General features: G+C 43.3%; 13 protein-coding genes and 1 riboswitch. Of the genes, 5 read left to right on the top strand and 8 right to left on the bottom strand.

Features of this window, described 5'->3' with window-relative positions; genetic code table 11:
• Positions 1-67: 67 nt before the first annotated feature.
• The 4 genes from N7974_RS02120 to N7974_RS02105 all read right to left on the bottom strand — a co-directional run bounded on the left by N7974_RS02120 (position 68) and on the right by N7974_RS02105 (position 4374).
• Positions 68-637 (bottom strand): hypothetical protein, encoded by a 570-nt coding sequence (locus N7974_RS02120; RefSeq protein ID WP_262964036.1) that lies wholly within the window; start codon positions 635-637, stop codon positions 68-70.
• 48 nt (positions 638-685) lie between these two features.
• On the bottom strand, positions 686-2533 hold the full coding sequence (locus N7974_RS02115; protein ID WP_262964035.1) for a TonB-dependent receptor domain-containing protein: 1848 nt from the start codon (positions 2531-2533) through the stop codon (positions 686-688).
• 111 nt (positions 2534-2644) lie between these two features.
• A riboswitch (cobalamin riboswitch) is annotated at positions 2645-2856 on the bottom strand.
• Between the two features lie 50 nt (positions 2857-2906).
• Entirely contained in the window at positions 2907-3722 is an 816-nt protein-coding gene (gene mutM / locus N7974_RS02110) for a bifunctional DNA-formamidopyrimidine glycosylase/DNA-(apurinic or apyrimidinic site) lyase (protein ID WP_262964034.1), read from the bottom strand.
• Between the two features lie 175 nt (positions 3723-3897).
• The gene (locus tag N7974_RS02105) at positions 3898-4374 is read right to left on the bottom strand and encodes a copper resistance protein NlpE (RefSeq protein ID WP_262964033.1); all 477 of its coding nucleotides are present in this window, start codon (positions 4372-4374) and stop codon (positions 3898-3900) included.
• A 208-nt stretch (positions 4375-4582) separates the two neighbouring features.
• Between N7974_RS02105 and N7974_RS02100 the strand changes: the two genes are divergently transcribed.
• The 5 genes from N7974_RS02100 (at position 4583) to N7974_RS02080 (ending at position 15550) form a co-directional block, all read left to right on the top strand.
• Positions 4583-5359, top strand: a complete 777-nt coding sequence (locus N7974_RS02100; protein ID WP_262964032.1) for a DUF2272 domain-containing protein — start codon at positions 4583-4585, stop codon at positions 5357-5359.
• A 185-nt stretch (positions 5360-5544) separates the two neighbouring features.
• Positions 5545-8466 carry a UvrD-helicase domain-containing protein gene (locus N7974_RS02095; protein ID WP_262964031.1) on the top strand — a complete coding sequence of 974 codons (2922 nt, stop codon included), beginning with the start codon at positions 5545-5547 and terminating at the stop codon, positions 8464-8466.
• 93 nt (positions 8467-8559) lie between these two features.
• Complete coding sequence (dinB, locus tag N7974_RS02090) at positions 8560-9642, top strand: DNA polymerase IV (protein WP_262964030.1); 1083 nt, start codon at positions 8560-8562, stop codon at positions 9640-9642.
• A 275-nt stretch (positions 9643-9917) separates the two neighbouring features.
• Positions 9918-13499, top strand: a complete 3582-nt coding sequence (locus N7974_RS02085; RefSeq protein ID WP_262964029.1) for an FG-GAP-like repeat-containing protein — start codon at positions 9918-9920, stop codon at positions 13497-13499.
• Between the two features lie 29 nt (positions 13500-13528).
• Positions 13529-15550 (top strand): multiheme c-type cytochrome, encoded by a 2022-nt coding sequence (locus N7974_RS02080; protein WP_262964028.1) that lies wholly within the window; start codon positions 13529-13531, stop codon positions 15548-15550.
• 162 nt (positions 15551-15712) lie between these two features.
• Here the strand turns inward: N7974_RS02080 and fusA are convergent, their stop codons facing one another.
• From fusA to leuS, 4 genes are all read right to left on the bottom strand, one after another.
• On the bottom strand, positions 15713-17803 hold the full coding sequence (gene fusA, locus N7974_RS02075) for an elongation factor G (protein ID WP_243221519.1): 2091 nt from the start codon (positions 17801-17803) through the stop codon (positions 15713-15715).
• Positions 17804-18385: 582 nt separating this feature from the next.
• A complete protein-coding gene (gene holA, locus N7974_RS02070) occupies positions 18386-19411 on the bottom strand; it encodes a DNA polymerase III subunit delta (protein ID WP_262964027.1) in 1026 nt (341 codons plus the stop codon).
• 1 nt (position 19412) lies between these two features.
• Positions 19413-19895 (bottom strand): LPS-assembly lipoprotein LptE, encoded by a 483-nt coding sequence (locus N7974_RS02065; RefSeq protein WP_262964026.1) that lies wholly within the window; start codon positions 19893-19895, stop codon positions 19413-19415.
• A 265-nt stretch (positions 19896-20160) separates the two neighbouring features.
• Complete coding sequence (gene leuS, locus N7974_RS02060; RefSeq protein WP_262964025.1) at positions 20161-22614, bottom strand: leucine--tRNA ligase; 2454 nt, start codon at positions 22612-22614, stop codon at positions 20161-20163.
• Positions 22615-22662 lie beyond the last annotated feature (48 nt).

Genomic DNA, 22662 nt, shown 5'->3' with positions numbered 1-22662 from the left:
TAACATCCCTTGAAGGGATGGTATCTGCTCAGATAAAACTTATTTATCTGAAAATCTATAGACTGATTTAAACCTGTTTATGACCAGACTGAAGCTCAGGTAATAACTTGACTAGCTTAACAATAACGTAACCGACAACCCCATAAATCAAGGCAGCGCCCACATAAGAAGGGTAATATTGTGCTACCCGTGAAAAATATTGTCCCCACGACAAGTCCGTATAACGACCTGAAAACAAATAGAAACTACCATTGGAAATGGCAAATGCCGCCGATGCTGCGAGTGTTAACAAACCGACAGACTTGGTCAGCTCAGCAATGTTCATGGCTTTAAAAGTAGCGCAGTAACGACCGGCAAGCCACATGACAGCATAAGTAGGTATAAGGAAGACATAAGCCGGTGAAACACACCAGCCGCTGGTACCATTCTGGATGGCGACAGTGTCAATCAATGCGGCTAACGCCAACAAGAAACCCAGCAAAGCTTTTTTACGATAAAAACCGGCAAAGAAAAATACCGCTAATGAAGCATCAGGAAGATGCAGCACATCACCAAAATGATGAAAACGTGTCAGTGCCATCAACGCAATCAGGGCTATTGGTAAATACTCGGCATGCAGCCATTGTTTTATGTTCATAGTTTTATAATGTGGTGGATTAATAGTAAAGCTGTCTCTAGGAGACGGTTAGTTATTATAATGGATTGAAAGAAAAAAGTTTCTACCTGCTGTGTTGTAAGTATCAACTAGTTGATATTGTTTATCCAGCAGATTATTTAATTTGGCGTTTAGTATCCAGTTTTTATTGATGTGATAAGCCGACCTTAAATCAGCTGTGACGTAACCACCTACCTCGACAGTATTTTGTAGATTATTAAAGCGATTGCCTTGCGCCAACACATTAGCGCCTAGATCAAAAGACCCAAAAGTTTTGGATAAATCAAAAGCCAGAGTTTGATCAGCACGGCGTGGTAATCGGGTGTTGGTCTCTCTATTTTGGGGATTTAACAGGTTCATGCTCAACTTACCGTTCCAGCCCATTAATTGGGTGCCAATTTCAGTCTCTATACCTTGAATTTGAGCTTTGCCGATATTTTCTGCAGAAAAATTATAAGTGACCGGATCCATCGTTGAGGTAATTAAATTATCGATATTAGTGTGATAAGCGCGAACCTCCCACTGCCCCCAATCATGGTTACCGGCAATTCCGGTTTCAAACGAGGTTGATTCTTCCGGCTTCAGAGTGGGATTACCATAATTCGGATAGTAAAGATCATTAAAAGAGGGTGCTTTAAAGGCATTACCAAAATTTGCCAACAAACTGAGACCGTAATTCCAGTTATAGCGCCAACCCACACTCCCGGTCACATAATTGCCAAAGGATTGATTATTATCAAAGCGTACCGAGGCATTAACAAAATGATCATCCCACAGCTTGCTCTGTAGTTCGGTAAACACCCCAACATCATAACGAGAGTCAATATTATAGGTTGTTGAACTGGTCACTTCATCCAACCGATAATCAGAACCGACAGTCAATTGGTGATTATCCGCTAAAGTAAACTGATTGAGCCAACTGGCATTCCAGCGAGCCGTGTTAAATTGGCTGGAAAAAGAACCGCCTGGCGCAAACTGATCACCATCGTCCTGACTTTGACCAAAACGCAAGGTTGAGCGCCAGTTTTTCATGAGATCCATACTGGCTGTTGTTCCGGCAACCTGCTCTATAAAGTTGGTTCTATTTTGATAATTACCGTCATAATTTGTTGTCCCTTGCGCCCGCATAAAAAATGCTTCAACTTCAGCATTATTTTTATCAAAACGGTGGCCAACACGTGCATTCACTGCCGCGTTATTGTAACCATCGTTATCCGGCTGATTAACACCGTAAGGCCCCGGCGTTGCTTGCTGGGCATTAAAACCATGCGAACCTAAGCCTGATGAACCCAAGGTATACCAGTTATTTTTCCATTTACCACTGACCGTACCGGCAACCCGGTAAGTATCGTAAGAACCGCCGCCGGCGTCCAAACTGACACTGGGTTTATCCTCCTGACCGCCTTTACGGGTAAAAATCTGGATAACCCCACCTATTGCTTCTGATCCATATAAACTCGATTGAGGTCCCCGAATAATTTCCACCCGCTCGACCTGATCAATAGGGATAAATTCAAAAGGGGTGGTTCCCAAAGAAGCAGAGCCGACTTTAATACCGTCAATCAGCACAAGAACATGATCGGAATTGGTCCCGCGCATAAATATACTGGTGGTTTTTCCGTAACCACCCTGTTGAGTCATATCGATCCCGGTAGTGCCTTTTAGCAATTCAGGTAACGTATTAACCTGTAACCGTTCAATATCCTTTCGAGTATAAACAGTAGCCGCAGTAGCCAATTGATTTTTAGGGGTCTCGGTTCTGGTTGCCGTAACTACCATATTAGGTAGTTCTAATGAATTATCTGTGGAATTTTGTTGTGCTTGTGACTGGGCATTAAAACCCACGAGTAATAATGAACCGGCTATAATTTTTTGCATGATTGTCCTCTGCGCCGCCCGCGCATAGCGATTGAATAATTACAACGGAGGACAATTGACGATGACAAACACGAAGGCGCGCAATCACTACGCAAAACAGCCCTCCGCTGTAGCGAATTATACTTTTAGGCCGGTCTCCGGGCTTATAAGTGGCGTTAACCTGAATCATCACCTTCCCATGTTGGTTAACACAGTGGCGTACTAATGACTCTTTACTTATATACCGTTGCGGGGGCAGCTTCGGATTTGGCATAGGCCTTACCGACTTCCCGTTTAACCATTGGATTTGACTATCCTCTGGAACCTTAAAGCAGAGCGCAATTATAGGGGGTAATCTTTATAATGCAAGTTGTGATGTTGTTTTTCACGTTTATTAACTCTGACAACCGCTACAAAATACCGTTGAACGGTTGGCCAGTCTTATTTCAGTTAAGGGTTGCAGGCAGTCAACACAAAGCAGTCCCTTACGACCATAAACCTTAAGTTGTTGCTTAAAATAACCGGGCTTTCCGGCTTCATTAACAAAATCTCGTAGCGTGGTTCCTCCTTCCTGGATAGCATGCTGTAAAACAATCCTAATACACTCTGCAAGCTTTTGATAACGCACCAAAGAGATCTTCCCCGCATGACGCGAAGGCAAAATACCTGCCATAAACAATGCTTCATTGGCATAGATGTTACCGACACCCACAACAATATGACTATCCATAATAAACGACTTTACCGGCACTTTCCGGTTTCTGGATAAGGCATAAAGAAGCTCACCAGTAAAACCCGCCAACAAGGGTTCCGGGCCCAAATCTTTAAGTAATTGATGCTCGGCTATCGGCACTGATGTCCATAGCACGGCACCAAACCGGCGTGGATCGTTAAATCGTAGCACCGTGTCGTCGTTGAAAATAAAATCAAGATGATCATGTTTACCAGGCCCCTGCCCTGTGGTCATAATCCGTAAACTGCCCGACATGCCTAAATGGACCAGCATCGTACCGGCATCAGTAGTAAACAGCAGATACTTTGCCCTTCTGGAAACTGACTGAATACGCAAACCCGTTAAAATATGGTTCAGTGCTTCAGGTACAGGCCAGCGTAATTTAGGTTGTCGAATAATAACCTGCTTAATAGTTTGCCCTTCAATATAAGGAGCAATACCACGGCAGGTTGTTTCAACTTCGGGTAATTCGGGCATCGTGATGGTGGCCTTTATTTTATTTTTAGTATGTATAGACTTTCAGAAATTAAACTTCCAATTCATATCGCTGTAAGCTCATACAGATACCATCCCTTGAAGGGATGGTATCTGTCAACATGGAAATTATTTATCTGAAAATCTATAGGAATTTGCGATGCTAAAGACTGCCAGCTCAATGTGACGAATGTGGCGCGGGTTCTTTTAAATCTTTTTTACGCAAAATATAACGCTCTGCAAGTTTTCCAGAGATACGGTTGCCGTTATCATCCAGTTGAATCAGCATATTTTCATCGACTAAATATTGCCGGGGAGCTGAGCTATTGCGTGGTGTTAAAACCAAGGTATTGCTTTTATTACCGGAAGTAAATTTCCCTTTTTCGGTAAGTTCTTTTTCTGATTTACCAACGTATTGGGTAATCAGCAAGTAACTGTTATTTTTATTTAAAGCGAGTGTTGTTTTAATTCCGTGGCAATCATCACAGGGTAAAAAACCATAATAAATACCTGGCCAATCAAGGCTGTTTTGTGCATGATGCCCAGCCTCATCTTGTGTTTCTGCTGTTTCAGCAAAAACCGGTGTGTAATGCGAAAAAATTGCGATAAAAAGAAAAAATTTCAGAAGCTTTTTAAATTGTCTACCTGCTATCATTTTAATCCTTGGCAAAAAGATAAAAATGCTAGCATAGAAAGTATTGAAAGTAAAAAGCCGAAGGCGCAGTGGAAGTTAAATTTGACCGATTAAATTATAAGTAACAAGTTTAAATAACGGTTTATACCCAATCGATTATGATATTGTTTTTAACAATGCCTAGCTGATTTTTCCATACTGTTTTACCAATATTGACAGCTTATAAAAGGTGTCAATCGAGACTGTTGGATTTACCGATTACTTAAATATGCCTTATCTATTACTCAGTATGGTTTTGCTTATTACTGGCTGCACGCTTCAAAAACAGGCACAAGCACCTGCAATTTTAGCGGCAACCAATACTCCCCCAACATTTATTATTCCTGCCATTAGAGAGCGAATGCTCTATCTTGCCCGCCAAGAATGGGAGTTATTTGGTCGGCCGGAAGTTAATTATGATAGTGAACCGCCGACCATCACTTATCCTGATAAAGTTACCCACGGCCATGAAACCCTACCGCCTTTTTTTAGCCGAATATTCATGTATTGGTATAGGGCAACAGACTTGCCGATAATCGGCTATGATGGCGAAATAAGACCTTGGTCAGGCGCATTTATTGTCTGGCTGGCCAGAAGTGCCGGCGTGCCTGAAAGCGATTTCCCTTCTACCGTTTTACATTGGGATTATATTCAGTATGTACTGTCCGCCGGTTCCAAAAACAGCTTTGTAAGCCATCCCGTTAACGCTTATGCGCCCAAACCCGGAGACATTATTTGTGCGCCACGAGGTGAAGAATTTATCCAGTCGATCCACAGTTATAAAGACTTAAAGCGTGGGGCTTACCACTGTGATTTAGTGGTTGAAAAACGGCTTGGTGAGCTTGATGTAATAGGCGGCAATGTCCTGGATGCAGTCAGTTTGGCGCATATCAAACTGGATGGCGCAGGCAAGGTGCTACGCACAAAAGCCAGACCATGGTCTTTGGTGATAGAACAGCGCAATTAAAACAGACCAAAAAAATTCTGTTCCATAACCTTACCTCAAGCGGTTACGCATAAGTCGCGCATGCTATACTTTCAAAAAAATAGTGTCCTTCATAAGGTCGACTTGCCTTATTAGCCGGATAAATCTGCCGCGACAGTCCTGACAAGCAAATATCATTGATCAGGTAGCCAATTTCAAAAACTCCTATGCCTCATCATTCCACAACATTTCAACCATTAAGTTACCGCCTCAATTATTGGGCCAGACGGTTTGCCTCACACAGCCCCTACCCTGCTTTCAGCATAGGTAACGATAATCTGGTATTCGGCGCCTCCAGTAACCGCCAACATTCCCTTCCTTTGTTGTCCATTATCTTGCCGGTGACGGTTAAATCGGGTTGGTTCTGGGATACCTTGGTCATTACCCAGGAAGACGGAAACATTTTTCGTTTTGGCGGCGTTGCCAAAAATAAGTCACAACAACTTCGGGTCACGCTAAATCACCATGCTTCAAACACTTTCAAAAGTTTTTATCAGCAATTAGAACCGGCTTTAAAACACGCTGCACAGGAAGCCGAAGTACTTTTTTTCGGGAAACATTATATTCGGCAAGCGCTTGCCGAGCAATGGTTAAGCCAACATCAGTCCTTATCTGACAGCCTTAAACGCAAAGACTGTTTTGATTATTTGACCGAAGAAGCATTGCAAAATTATCAACGAATAAGTCCACTCTTGGAACCCGGCCTTCAGCACATTAACGTTTTAAACCAGGCTTTTGTAAAACAGCAAGTAGGCAAATACCGCGCTTTTTTTGATCAGGTAGAAAGTAATCCACTGACCGAACAGCAGCGTAAAGCCTGTGTCATTGATGAGCAGAATAATCTGATTCTGGCGGGTGCCGGTACCGGAAAAACCAGTACCATGATCGGTCGCGCAGGTTATTTAGTAAAGGCCGGTCTGGCGCAACCGCAACAAATTTTACTGCTGGCCTATGCCAATAAAGCGGCCGAAGAAATGGACCAGCGTATTAAAGACAAATTAGGCATCGACAAACTGACCGTCAAAACCTTTCACAGCCTTGGCAAACATATTATTACTCAGGTTGAAGGCGAAGTGCCGCTTATCGATAAAATGGCCGAGGATGACCTGCTGCGCGTCCGTTTTATTGACGGACAGATTCAACAACTGCTTGGTGATAATCTCTACAAGTCACGGCTAGTTAACTACTTCTTGCGTTTTACTTATCCTTACAAAAATCCGTTCAGCTTTAACAACCTCGCTGCCTATAACGCTTACCTGTTGGAAAACGAGCTTCGTACCCTGCAAGGTGAGTTGGTAAAAAGCTATGAAGAATGTGAGATCGCCAATTTTCTTTATCGACAAGGTGTAGCCTATCAATACGAAGCAAACTATGCGATTAACACCGCAGGGCCTGACTACAAGGTATACCAGCCGGATTTTTATCTACCAGACTATGGCATTTATATTGAACACTTTGCGGTTAATGAACATAACCAAACACCGGTGTTTATCGATCAAAAAAGCTATCTGGAAGGTATGGAATGGAAACGGGCTTTGCACCAGAAACATCACACACCCTTAATCGAAACCTACAGCTACCTGAAACAACAAGGTCGACTGACAACAACGCTAAGTGAAAAGTTGCTGGCAGCAGGCGTACAATTTAATCCCCTGCCCCAAAATACGTTATTGGCAAAACTCAAAGAACTGGGACGGGTTTCTGAGTTTAGTCAATTAATGGCACAGATACTGGCTTTATTTAAAGCTGCGAATATCAATATCAAACAATTGGTTGAACTGGCCAGTCAGCATGAAGACCATGAGCGCCTGCGGGCCGCAGCCTATTTATTTGAGCCGGTCTATGAAGCTTATCAGCAACAATTACGCGATACCGCCAGTATTGATTTTGAGGATATGATTGGCCTGGCGATTGATTACGTTGAATCCGGATGCTATCAATCACCATATCGTTATCTACTCGTCGATGAATTTCAGGATATTTCTGCAAGTCGGGCACGGCTATTAAAAGCATTAATGGCGCAACAGCCTGAAAGCAGTCTGTTTTGTGTCGGCGATGACTGGCAATCGATTTATCGCTTTACCGGCAGTGACGTTTCATTGACTAAAAACTTCGACATCCATTTTGGCGCAACGGCGACCAGCGTTCTCGACAAGACCTTTCGTTTTAACAACAAAATTGGTGATCTGGCTTCGCGTTTTGTTACGCAAAATCCCGAACAAATCAAAAAACAGCTACGCAGTCACCACCGCATAAAACATAACGCGGTATCCTTGATTAAAACCAACCAAGACATCATCGGCATTCAAGCCGCCTTAACTGCGATCAATACCGAAGCAAACCAACCTGCCAGCGTCTTGCTATTGGCGCGCTTTAATTTTAAAAAGCCGGATGTCGTGGCGTTAAAACGCCAGTATCCGCAGTTGACTATTAATTTTATGACTGTTCATGCCGCCAAAGGCAAAGAGGCCGATTATGTGGTGATATTGGGTCTGGACAAAGGCAAGCACGGTTTTCCGTCTGAAAAGCCTGTCCATCCATTATTGGAATGGTTACTACCCAAGGCCGAAACTTATGAACATGCCGAAGAGCGGCGCTTGTTTTATGTCGCGTTGACCCGGGCCAGACACCATGTCTATTTGATAACGGATGGTAACAACGCTTCGCCATTTGTCAGGGAACTTATCAATAACCGCTATCCTGTCAATATCGATGAATTTACCGGCAACGGCTTTCAAGACAAGATAGCGGATATTCTCTGCAGTCACTGCCAAGCTGGTTACAAGGTCCCAAAAAACAGTCAGTACGGCAGTTTTTTCGGCTGTAGCAATTATCCATTATGCGCTCATACCGAGCGTGCCTGTCAATGGTGTGGCGGTGGTTTGCAAATAAAAGGCAAGTTTAACGTCTGCGAAAATAAGCGTTGTGACTATAGGGAACCCCTCTGTCCAAAATGTAACAGTGCCTTAAGTTTGCGCAAAGGCCGTTACGGCCAATTCTGGGGCTGTACCAATTACCGTAAAGAAATAGCGTCTTCATGTACCTATACCGAGCCATTTATTGATAGTCAAGACACTAAACAACAGTAACTTGATCCGGCAACCAAGGAATGGTAATTTTGTGTGGTACGATAAAATCATGGTATTAAACAATAAAATTTGATCGGATCGCAGCGACTATTCATGACGCAAGAACATCACCGCAAGATTATTCATATCGATATGGACGCATTTTTTGCTGCTGTCGAACAACGTGATTGCCCGGCCTATCGTAACCGGCCAATTATTGTTGGCGGCAGCCCTGATGCTCGCGGCGTGGTGGCAACCTGTAGTTACGAAGCGCGGCGCTACGGCATTCATTCCGCGATGCCTTCAGCGCGTGCCTACCAACTTTGTCCTGACGCTATTTTTATTAAGCCGCGTTTTGATGCTTATAAAGAGGCATCCGTACAAATCCGGAAAATCTTTGCCGATTACTCAGAATTGGTTGAACCGCTGTCACTGGATGAAGCTTATCTGGATGTCAGTAACGCCAGTGTACTTCAAGGTTCTGCAACCTTGATTGCCAAAGCTGTTAAAGAAAAAATAAAACAGGACGTTGGACTGATTGCCTCGGCCGGTGTGTCTTATAATAAATTTCTGGCCAAACTGGCTTCGGATATGGATAAACCGGATGGTTTTTATTTAATTACCCCACAGCAAGGACCCGAGTTTGCCGAAAAGCTATCGGTCAGTAAATTTCACGGTATTGGCAAGGTAACGGCCGGTAAAATGCAGGCACTCGGTATAAAAACAGGCAAGGATTTACGGCGGTTATCGTTACTCTCCCTGCAACAGCATTTTGGCAAATCGGCCGCACATTATTACCATATTTGTCGGGGCATCGACCATCGCCCGGTCAATGGCAACAGAACCACAAAATCCGTAGGAGTGGAAACTACTTTTCAGCAGGATATAACATCCAGGCAAGAAATTCTCGGATACTTACAAGAGTTGTTAGAGAAAGCATTACAAAGAGCCGCCGACAAACAACTGGTAGCATACACACTGACTGTAAAAATAAAGTATCACAACTTTATTCAGATTACCCGTAGTCGAACCTTGCCATATATGATAACCAAAGCCGACGAGCTTCTGGAAGAATTAATAAAGAATACCGATATTGGCAAAAGCAGTGTCAGGTTATTAGGCATTACGCTGTCATCACTGGAAAATAAACAGACCGGTATTCGTTTTCAGCAAACCGATTTATTCAGGGATTATTAACGTACCGGGAACGGCCCTATTTACACAAGTCCGGCTATCCTCTACCACTTGGCTATATTACCGAATTAGTTTGACTTGATAGCCTTTAAGCCTGCTGTCAATGACTATATATTTTCAGATAAATAATTTCGATACTAACGGATACCATCCCTTCAAGGGATGTTATCCGTACGGGCTAAAAATTTCATGTAATGGAAATTTAATTTCTGAAAGTCTATAAATAAAAATGAAGTTTCCTGTCAATTCAGATAAATTTTTCATTAGGGACATAAATTATGTTGCCAACTTTTATTGCCAATAAATTTGGAATACTTTTTTTTGTGTTTTTTATAGCCATCATTGGCCTGATTATTTATAGAACGCCAGTGCTTATTCCTGTGGGTTTTCCTTATGCCGCCAAAACTATCTATTCCGATCAATTAGTTCAAAAAAAGCAGCCACTAAATGTTATTTTTGTCGATAGAACGTTGGAAAAAGGCCTTAATTTTAGTCATCAACAAGGCGATGAACAGTTGGCAGGCATTGATGATTCACTGGGTTCCGGTGCTTGTGCTGCTGATTTTAATAATGATGGCTGGATTGATCTTTTTCTGGTTAACGGCTCAGGTCATACCCGCTATTATGGTCAACAGTATTGGTGGCAGTCATTTAAGGGAAATGCACTGTTTTTAAACGAAAGTGGCCAGGGATTTCGGGAGGCAACCTCGGCAAGTGGTTTACATAAAAAAATATGGGGCATGGGCTGTTTGACTGGCGATTTTGATAATGACGGTGACGCAGACCTGTTGGTAACCGGCAAGGAAAGCCGATTACTTTATAAAAACAAGGGCGATGGAACGTTTACTGATATCACTATGGAAAGCGGCCTTGCCAGTCAGTTTTGGTCAACCTCTACAGCCGCCGCTGATTTTAATGGTGATGGCTTGCTGGATATTTATATTGGTAATTTTATTGATTTTAAAAAAGGTCAAAAAACCTTTGAGGCAAATAGCCAGTTTACAGGAGATAAAAAAAATACCTTTGATTCGAGCCTGTATGCGGCGCAACCCAATCAGCTCTACCTGAATTTGGGGGGACTAAAATTCAAAGAAATTGCCGCACAGGTAGGTGTCATTAACCCGGATGGACGGATGCTGGATGTTAGTTGGCAGGATATTAATGGCGATGCACTACCTGACCTGCTGGTCACCAATGATCGCGGTACCGGTTCCAATATGGCTTATCTTAATAATGATGGAAAGTACTTTGAGCCAGTCAGTCAGGCATTGGGACTGCGCTCTGCGTTGGGTAATCGTGGTATTGCTTCAGGCGATTTGGATAACGATGGCGATATTGATTTTGTGCTGGCAAGTACACCCGGAGAAAGCACGATTGCCTTAATTCAGGAACCAGGGGTAGGAGGTAAAAATACTTCGTTAGCGCATTATAAGGATCACGCACGGGAGATGGGGATTGGCGGCAATCAATTTCTCAATCTTTCCGCCTGGACAACGCTTATTCAAGACTTTAACAATGATGGTTTCAATGATGTTTTTATCTCGGCAGGTCAATTGGAGCCGGATCCGGATGCTGCCAAAGTCAGTCAAGGACAACTCAAACAACTTTTACTTAATACCGGTAATGGATATTTTACTGATATCACGGTATCAGCCGGCATTGCCCTGCAAGATATGCAATCAGCCAGAGGAAGTGTGTCTGCTGATTTTGACAATGATGGCGATATTGATCTCTATATCGCTCACAATAACGATTTGGGCCAGTATCTGGTTAATGAGTCACCCAAAAAACATTGGTTAGGCTTGAAACTGATCGGCACAAAATCCAACCGCGATGCTGTGGGAGCCGTCGTACAACTGACTACCACTAATGGCCAACAAATCCGTTCCGTAGTCAGTGGTGAGGGTTTTTTATCTGACAGCGATAAAAGAATAATTTTCGGCCTGGGAGATGAAGATAAAATTGACCAGCTCATTATCAATTGGCCCGGTGGTCGCAAGCAGACTATTAAATCAATACCGGTAGATCGTTATTGGCTGATCGAAGAAAACAACAACAAAATTGATGAACTACCTGTTACTTCTGCAGTTAATACGCCAAGTCAGTATTTGCGATTAAAACTTGGCGTCGAACAAGCCGAAATCCGCGCACACTATATCAGCATGCTTGGACAATCAAAACATCCTGACCAGATATTACCGGAACTGCTAATTGCTGCCAAAGACAATAATGCACTGGTTCGCCGCGAAGTTATTACAGTAGTGTCTCGTATAAATACACTTCAGGGCTTAAGTTTACTGATTAAAGGCTTGGAGGATAAGGATACTGCCAATGTTATTGCCGCAATACAAGGCTTGCAGGATTATGAAGACGAAACATCCATTAGGTGGCTGCTACGATTGTTCTCTCATAAAGATCCGGCAGTAAAAATTGCCCTTGCCGATTGCTTTGGCTTCTTTTTTCAAGAGGAAGAAGCCGTGGTTAATCGTAAATATCTTGCCGTTCCGTATCTGATCCGTTTACTTGATGACACAGAGCCAATGGTGCGAATTTCTGCTGCGCGTGCTTTAGCCAATGCAGAACGTTTTCGTGGTGTGCATTCATTACTTGATCATCTGAATGATGCTGACTTATCTGTGCGGGCAGAAATGGTAAGGACTTTGGGATTGATTCGGCAAACTAAAGCATTGCCACAACTGACGCACTTGCTGTCAGACGATACCCAGTCCGCGGTGGTTATTGCAAATAGTTTTATTGCGCTAAAACGGCTGGGCGATGAAACTATTTTAAAAACACTTGAATCCTTCGTTATTGGAGACGATAAATTTGACACCATACCGGTAGAAAAACGTTTGGATGTGCTTGCTGATTTACTGGCCCAAGGCGATGACGTTGGCTTATTTGATGCTGAACAACTCAATGGGCTTGCCCATAGGGCTTTTGACCAGTTTTCACCTAATACAGAGTCAACAACTAAATCCACAAATTTAACCGGCCGCTGGATCGCTATTAGGCAACACATGAAAGATCAGGCCAGTATTGATTGGTTAAGTCGACAAACACAATCGTCGCAAGAAAGCGTAAGGGCATCAGCATTTCAAGCCTTATTTTCACTAAAATCTGCTGATCGCAGCTCTATTTTGCACAAGGCATTACAAGATAAGGATCTATCCATTAATCAGTGGGAAATTGAAGCGTTGTTAGATGAAAAAAACAGGCTATCAAGAGAAGACTACAGAAAAATTCTTGCCAACCCCCAGTTTCGCTCAATAGCAATGCGGAGTTGGTCAAAAGCCGATTTTCTAACAGAACCATCAATGCTGGTTAATGCGCTTAATAGCGTTCTTTTATCTGGGACCGATGTTGAAAATAACTACTTGAGGCGCAATAAACACAGTAAATCGAATCAAGGTTTAGTCGTTAGAAAAATACCCGGCAAACCTTTAAATCAGCAATTAACCGATCTCGAACAACTATGTTTCAGCGCAAATATTGAGTTACAAGATTTTTGCCCCATGATCTTGTTTTCCAAAAATACACCAGAGCATCATCGTGTAGCCTTAAAACTGCTAAACAACCCGGTTTATTCAATAACCATACGACAAGCTGTTTTAAATCACTATGGTATTGATTTTGATAAGGATGCCATTAATACATTATTTACCCTGGCCCAGGCAAAAAAAGATCCCTTGCGAAATTCAGTAATACGCAAACTATTGTCATTTAATGACGATTCGTTGCTTGAGTTTGCCAACAAGCTAGCCGGCAATGTAGCGGAAGATAGTGATGTTCGTTTTCAGGCTGTTGAGTTTATGATGCGACAAGGACATCCTGAAGCTCAAGAAATTCTGTATCGTTAAATATTATTATGTTACACAAGGATAGCCACATGAGCGACCCAAATAACCTAATGACAGCCGAACGAAATCTGGCTAAACCCTTGGCAGTCCTGACTATTGCATTGGTCATAAGCGGTTATTTCAGTCTGTTTCTACCAGGTCTTTCCGTAGTTGAGCAATGGACCTACCTGCTTCATCTCTTGTTGGGAATATTGGTTACACTATTATTAGTACCCTATATTATGATTCATTTTCTCAGAACTCTTGGTTTGCGAAGGCCGTGGCTGTCATTTTCAGGACTATTTTCCGCATTGGCATTTTTGGCACTTGCCGGTTCAGGCATTTACATTGCTGTGGAAGGTCAATCTGAAGCACTGTATTGGATTTTTTCGGGACATGTTTGGCTGGCTACTATCACGCTGATTTTACTGGCCTTACATATTGTCTTTCATGCTTTGTCCTTATCCGATCGACGAAAAAAAAATGAACCAAACCGGTTTCCGTCGTTATCAGGCGGTTTGTTCAAAATTACCAGCCACTTGGTAATGGCCGGTACGCTATTGGTACTCCTTACAACCGGCCTTTATCAAATAAGGGTAAAACCGTTTAAAGATACATCGGCGATTAAACCCTACGATTATGCTTACGGCAGTCACCCTTTCCGGCCTGCCCAAACGGAAACCAGTACCGGCGGATTCTTCGATGCAAAACGGTTAGGAAATTCCGAGCGCTGTGCAACTTGCCATCTGGAAATTGCACAACAATGGAAAGCGTCAATCCATGCTCAAGCAGGTTCCGATAAAACCTATCAAACCAATATTAAGTTACTCTCAGAAAAAAAAGGTATGGCCGCGACTCGTTACTGCGAAGGTTGTCATGCACCAGTCGCCTTACTAAGCGGACAACTGAGCAAAGGCGGCAAGCTTGATACACCCGGGCACCTGCAAGAGGGTGTAAGCTGCATGAGCTGTCATGGCATCGACCGTGTCGAACATGTTAAAGGCGTAGCAAGTTACCGCTTTAAACCGCCAGAACCTTATCTTTTTGAAGGCTCGCAGCAAGCCTTGCCTACCTTCGTCCATAACCTGCTAATACGACTAAAGCCTGAACAGCATAAAGCCGATCTTTCCCGGCAAGTATTGTCCACACCTGAACTTTGTGCAACTTGTCATGCCCAGTTTATGGATAAGGACTTCAATGACTGGGGCTGGGTAAAAATGCAGGATGACTATAGCGCCTGGCTAAACAGCCCCTATTCGGGGCAAACTCAGCAAGCCTTTGCCAATGGCAGGCCGCGACGCTGTCAGGATTGCCATTTTCCGTTTGAATTGGGAAAAGATCCTTCTGCCAATCAGGATGGCTTTATCAAAACACATTTTACTATTGGAGCCAACACCGCTATCCCTTCGGTTACTCAAAATCAGGCTCAGTTGGAGCGCACCCGCGGGTTTTTAAGAGCAGACCAGATGCGCATCAGTATTGATCGTCCCAATCGACCCGATGCCACGGAAAATAATCAGCATATCGACCCTAAATTAATCAAATCGACCGAAGCGCCTGGTTATTTTTATTTGGGAGAAACGGTTAACATTAAGGTCGCAGTAACCAATGTCCAAGTCGGCCATGCTTTTCCTGGCGGTACTACCGATATTAATGAAGCATGGATACAGTTTTTGGTGAAGGATGGTCAGGGGCGCAAGATTTATGAATCAGGTTATCTAAAACAAGACAACAACGTCGAAGACAACGCGTATTTTTATAAATCAATCCCGATAGATAGAATCGGTAATGCCGTATGGCGGCACGACCTGTTTAACATGGTCGGTGATAGCTTTAAACGCATCATTCCTCCCGGTGAAACGGATATAACCAGCTATTCGTTTAAAATACCCGATGATGTAAAAGGACCGTTAATTATCAGTGCCAGCCTGAACTATAGAAAACTCAACAACCGTTATGCAAAGTGGGCATTAAAAGATGATAAGGTTGAATTGCCTGTTGTTGAAATGGCAGTAGCTTCATTGCTGTTACCCATAAAAATAAAACCCGAAGTTACAGCGATAGAGCCGTAAATATTGAGGCAGTTCACAGGAAAAGCGAGGGTGAGAGGATTACAACACAAGCCATTCGACATTGAAGTCATAAAAAGTGACTGACCGGTATGAGGGGAGTTTTTATTTTGGATGATTGCACATTGTGTAGCCGGGCAGTTGTCTGCCCGGCTACGATACAGATTATTTCTTTTTAGCGTTATTACGTTCGTTTACTTCTTTAATAACTTCTTCTGCTACGTTTTTAGGACATGGCATATAGTGCGAGAACTCCATAGAGAATTGACCGCGACCTGAAGTCATGGTGCGTAAATCACCAATGTAGCCGAACATTTCGCTCAATGGTACATCTGATTTGATACGTACGCCACTTACGCCAGCATCTTGAGATTTAATCATGCCACGGCGACGGTTAAGGTCACCAATAACATCACCCACATGATCTGATGGAGTAAAGGTATCTACAGCCATAATTGGTTCAATCAATTGTGGACTGGCTTTTGGAATTGACTGACGGAAAGCCGCTTTCGCAGCAATTTCAAAGGCAATCGCAGAGGAGTCAACCGCGTGGAATGCACCATCGGTCAAGATAACTTTAAAGTCCAAACAAGGGAAACCGGCCAAAACACCTTTATCCAACATGCTTTTGAAGCCTTTTTCAACAGCAGGCCAGTATTCGCGTGGTACGTTACCGCCAGTAACAGCCGATTGAAACACAAAGCCTGAACCGGGTTCACCGGGTTCAATAATGTAGTTGATCTTGCCGTATTGGCCTGAACCACCTGATTGCTTCTTGTGAGTATATTCGTCTTCAACCGCTTTGGTAATGGTTTCACGGTAAGCTACTTGAGGTTTACCGACAACAACATCAACACCGTGGGTACGTCTTAAAATATCAACTTTAATATCAAGATGTAACTCGCCCATACCTTTAAGGATGGTTTCACCACTGTCTTCGTCAGTTTCAACGTGGAAAGAAGGATCTTCCTGAATCATTTTACCCAGTGCGATACCCATTTTTTCAGAAGCGGCTTTATCTTTTGGTGAGATGGCCAGTGAAATAACGGGATCAGGGAAAACCATTGGTTCCAGAGTTGCAGGGAATTTTGGATCACACAAGGTGTGACCGGTTTGCACATTCTTCATACCCAAAACAGCAACGATATCACCTGCTTGCGCAGATTCAAGCTCGGCACGAACATCGGCATGCATTTCAACGATACGACCGATACGCTCGGTTTTACCGGTAAACGTGTTTAATACTGACGTGCCTTTTTCCAGTTTTCCGGAATAGATACGCAAGAAGGTCAACGCGCCAAAACGGTCATCCATGATTTTAAATGCCAAGGCACGTAACGGTTTTTCCGCATCAACGATAGCAAAAAGACCGGTTGGGTTGCCTTCCATATCAACTTCAGGCTGTGGCTTAACTTCTGTTGGAGAAGGCAAATAATCAATAACGCCATCAAGAACCAGTTGTACACCTTTATTTTTGAAAGACGAACCACAGAAAGTCGGGAAGAAATCAAGATTAATGGTACCTTTACGGATACAACGCTTAATGGTATCTATATCGGGTTCTTCACCTTCAAGATATTTTTCCATAACGTCATCAAATTGATCAGCAACTTCATCAATCAATTTTTCGCGCCATTTTTCAGTGTCTGCGACCATGTCGGCAGGAACATCCTGAATGGTGTAGTTCATTGGGTCGCCAGAATCATCCCATATCCACGCCTTACGGGTTAATACATCAACCACGCCGGTAAACTGGTCTTCAGTACCAATAGGCAGTGTCATAACCAATGGGTGAGCGCCCAGTACTTCTTCAACCTGTTTAACTACACGGTAGAAGTCTGCACCAATGCGATCCAGCTTATTGATGTAAATAACACGGGCAACTTCAGAGTCATTCGCATAACGCCAGTTGGTTTCTGATTGAGGCTCTACACCACCTGAACCACAAAAAACGCCGATACCGCCATCCAATACTTTAAGAGAACGGTAAACTTCAATAGTAAAGTCAACGTGTCCCGGGGTGTCGATAATATTAAAACGATAATCTTTCCAAAAACAAGTCGTTGCCGCTGACTGAATGGTAATACCACGCTCACGCTCTTGATCCATAAAGTCGGTAGTGGTTTCGCCATCATGCACTTCGCCGATTTTATGAATTTTACCGGTCAGCTTTAAAATCCGCTCGGTCGTTGTTGTTTTACCGGCATCGACGTGAGCGAAGATGCCGATATTTCTGTAATGCGCTAAATCTGTCATGTTTTTACTCTAAAGTTGGGCATAAAAAACTTTTTTGGTGACCACTCTTGAGTATCAACTCAGGAGGGTTCGTACTGGGGCATTGCGATACCCTGCCGTAAACTACAGTCATTATAACCTAAGACCGTAGCGGCAAGGCATGGTTGAAACGTGTCGAATACTTGCAGGTAGTTCAAGCCAAGTGAGGTGGCACTTTACAAGTCACCATCGCCGCTCACTCATCCAGCTTTGAAAGCCCGCTATTTTAACCTAAAAACTTGGCAAAAATACAGGAAAAACCCTGTGTTATATTTGGATACTATAAAAAAGTACTATTTTTGGGTTTTTTATGGTGTTGTTACCGACAAATAATAGAAATTATCCGGATATGCACAAGTCCTGTGGATAACGCTGTGTATTAACGGTTACATAAGGCGCTTAACGGCCGCTTTTATTACTGTTTTGTTAGATTGTACAAAAATAAGACAATCTACTCTTTAAAAATAATACCAATAACTTGTGCTATACCAAGCGTTAACCATGCATCAACTCAAATTGCTTTATCACATCAGTTTAAATCTGCACCAATCTGTATATATTCATTTAGTCGGTATAAGCCATAACCGGTGTTGAGGCGAACAGCAAACAAATAGCCAGCAAGGTTTCCCATGCATCACCTTGTTCTTGCCCCTTGATTTGTCTGTCGGCCTTGGCACTAAGTACCAATATATTATTTAAATCGCTATTACCAAGCCTGTTCAAGGCGTTACAGACCAGTTGCTTACGTTTATCCCAGATTTGATTGTTTTTAAACACGACGTCTTTATTTTGTCCTTGAGACAACGCCAGTTTTATTTTTATTAATAACCTGGCATCACGTGTCAAAGCCCACAGGACAATCGGCGAGGCAATACCTTCAGATCGCAAGCCTGACAATACTTTGAAGATACGATTGATGCTGGCGGACAAGACACTATCCATCAGTTTGAATACATCGTATCTTGAGCTATCGGCGACCACCTCTAAAATCTGCTGATTACTGAGGTTACCGGTTCCGTAAAGCACGTAAAGCTTTTCTATTTCCTGAGCGGCAGCCAGTAAATTTCCTTCAACTCTGGATGCCAATACTCGCAAACCCTCTACTTCAGCGTGTAATCCGCGTTGCTGCATTCTTTGTTGTAGCCAACGGATTAAATCCTGACCCTCCAATGGCCAAACCTGAATAACAACACCCACTTTATCCAGCGCTTCAAACCAACGGGATTTTAATGCACTACCGGCTATTTTCCCCGCAGTAATGAGTAATAAAGTGTCTTCAGGTACTCGTTGGCAATAAGCAATCAACGCTTTAGAGCCCTCTGTTCCTGGAGTACCCGATGGCAATCGTAAATCAATAATTTTTTTATCCGCAAAAATAGATAAAGAATCAGCCGTAAATGCCAACTGATTCCATTCAAATCCTGTTTCCGCTGAAATAATCTCACGGCTGTCAAAGCCTGCTTTTTTTGCTGACTTTCTTACTCCATCGGCCATTTCACCTAACTGCAATGGCTCATCGCCACTGATAAAGTACACCGGCTTCAAACCCTTTTGTAGATCGGCACTTAATTGTTCAGGCTTAATGCGCATATTATTTGGGCTTGGCTCCCAACAGCATTCTGGCACGGTTAACAATTGTACGTACGGCTTGTTGATACATTTCGTTACGTATCACTAATTCTTCGTTACCTTGTGCAATAACAGCCAACTGATCATTATAATATTCACGCTTGATTTCGACAGGCTCACGCGCCATCAGTAGTTGATTGTTAGCACCAACCAATTCAAAATCAAAACGATAGCCCAATTCAAAATCGTTAGCGGCCCCTCCGGCACCCAGTGATAACACCCTGCGTTCACTATCTTCGCCGGATATTTTGACAATCAGACCTGCCGTCTCAGGAGAACTTGCCATTGGCACAGAAGAGATATCCATCGCACGTATAAATTGTTCGCGTAACTGTCCTGAGCCCCCCTCCAAATAAACATTTTTAAGACCTGCAGGCAGCTGCAAAGCACCCCGTAAATGATAGCCACAAGCGCTTACCAACAAAGCGAAAGTTAAGATAAGCATTTTTTTTACCAGCACACACAACTCCATTAAAACAATCAATTAGCGGGCAACAAAGTCACCCACCAATCTTTTTAAAGGGCAACCAAAATCGCCCTACATATATACTCCACGCGGTCACATTTTCGGTTTTCTGATCGGCCATTTTATCCCATAGCTGCGTTGCAAAAACAGTTACATAGCTAGCTATGCGCCTGTTTTTGCACCTTGCTCTCGAATAAAATAACTCGATCATAAATTCCGTAAACATGACCGCGCGGAGTATAATTTAAACGACAATATTAATCAGTTTTTTAGGCACAACGATCACTTTTTTTACGGGCTGGCCTTCAATAAAGCGCAGGGCATTTTCATCACTCAACGCCATTGCTTTGATTTCATCTACTGAAGCCGTTGCCAAAACAGAAATTTTACTGCGTAATTTACCGTTAACCTGTATCACCATCTCGATTGAATCCTGCTCTAAAGCAGTACTATCCAGTTCAGGCCATGATACGCTAACCACCGCTTGCTCATGGCCTAAATCTTTCCAAAGTTGATCACATATATGTGGCACTATTGGTGCCAGCATTAAGACAATCGCTTCCAAGGCTTCCTGACGTATGGCTTTGCCATTATCGGAAGTATCGGTAAATTTGGATAAGGTATTGACCAATTCCATATTGGCGGCAATCGCGGTATTAAAAATAATACGCACACCAATATCATGACTGACTTTTTGGATAGTTTGATGCACCTGCCGGCGAACAGTTTGCTGCTCTTCGGTTAAAGAGGATTTATCAAGTGCTTGCGTAGATCCGCCCGCTTCACTATGTAAATAGGCCTGTTTCCAAAGTCTTTTCAAAAATCTGAACGCGCCTTCAACACCACTATCAGACCATTCCAGGGATTGTTCAGGGGGTGCTGCAAACATAATAAACAAACGCACGGTATCCGCGCCATATTGGTCAATCAAACCTTGCGGATCAACGGTATTGCCCTTGGACTTGGACATTTTAGTACCGTCTTTTAGCACCATACCTTGTGTCAATAATTTCTTAAAAGGCTCGTCACAGACCAACAAACCTTCATCACGTAATAACTTGGTATAAAACCGCGCGTATAACAAATGCAAAATCGCATGTTCAATACCGCCAATATAATGATCAACCGGCAACCAGTATTTGGCACTGTTATCGAGCATAGTGTCCGAGTTATTACCGGCAAACCGTGCAAAATACCAGGACGATTCCATAAAGGTATCAAAGGTATCAGTTTCGCGGCGCGCTGCTTTACCGCAAGACGGACAGGCAACGTGGGAAAAAGTCGGGTGCGCTACCAAAGGCGATTGTGAACCGTCAAGCACTACATCTCGCGGCAATTGCACCGGCAAATCCTGCTCCGGCACAGGCACAGTGCCACAAGCATCGCAATAAATAATAGGGATCGGTGCGCCCCAATAGCGTTGACGGGAAACACCCCAATCACGTAAACGAAAATTGGTTTTTCGCTCACCTTTTTGGTCTTTTTCCAAGGCTTTGGAAATAGCCACAAAGGCCTGTTCTGAAGTTAAGCCATCAAACTCACCTGAATGACGCAATAGCCCTTTGGCGGTATAAGCCTCTTCTGCACAATCGCCGGCATTTTCAACATCATCAGCAAATATCACTTGCTTAATGGCAATACCATATTTTTGTGCAAACTCAAAATCACGTTGATCGTGAGCAGGTACCGCCATCACGGCACCAGTGCCGTAACCCATTAATACAAAATTGGCTATCCAAACCGGCACTTGCTCACCGGAAATCGGATGTAAGGCTTTAATACCGGAATCAATGCCGCGCTTTTCCATGGTTTCCATGGCCGCTTCAGAAGTTTCCATCATTTTGCATTCGTTAATGAACACACTGATATCATCATTGCTTTCGGCAGCTTTTAACGCCAATGGATGTTCAGCAGCAACGGCAAGATAAGTTACCCCCATTAAGGTGTCCGGGCGCGTGGTATAAATCCGCAAGGGCTGATCCATACCCACTACCGGAAAATCCATTTCCACACCTTCAGAACGCCCTATCCAGTTAGCCTGCATGGTCTTAACCTGTTCCGGCCAACCATCCAATGCTTCGAGTGAAGCAAGTAATTCATCGGCATAAGCCGTGATTTTTAAAAACCACTGCGCGATTTCCTTGCGCTCAACTTGTGTATCGCAACGCCAGCAGCAACCATCAATAACCTGCTCATTGGCCAGAACTGTCATGTCATTTGGACACCAGTTGACCGGTGCGGTTTTTTTATAAACCAAACCTTTGGCCAGCAATTTAAGAAAAAACCATTGCTCCCACTTATAATATTCAGGATCACAAGTCGCTAATTCGCGACTCCAATCATAACCAAAGCCGAGTCGCTTAAGCTGATCGCGCATATAATCGATATTTTCATACGTCCAGTCAGCAGGATGAACACCGTGTTGCATCGCCGCATTTTCTGCGGGAAGTCCAAAAGCATCCCAGCCCATAGGCTGCAAAACATTCTTCCCGAGCATGCGTTGGTAGCGACTGATGACATCGCCAATAGTGTAATTACGCACATGACCCATGTGCAATTTACCACTGGGATAAGGGAACATGGATAAGCAATAATACTTTTCCTGAGTAGCAGATTCCGAGACGTTAAATACCCCTGAAGCTTCCCATGCTGCTTGCACTTCTTGCTCAATAGCGAGCGGTTGATAATTTTCTTGCATCCTTCTCGTCTTTTACCGGTCAAAAGCGTTAGAATACCGCACAGTTGC

Source organism: Methylobacter psychrophilus, from assembly GCF_025583945.1.
Lineage (GTDB): Bacteria > Pseudomonadota > Gammaproteobacteria > Methylococcales > Methylomonadaceae > Methylobacter_C > Methylobacter_C psychrophilus.
This window is presented reverse-complemented; position numbering and strand designations above follow the sequence as displayed.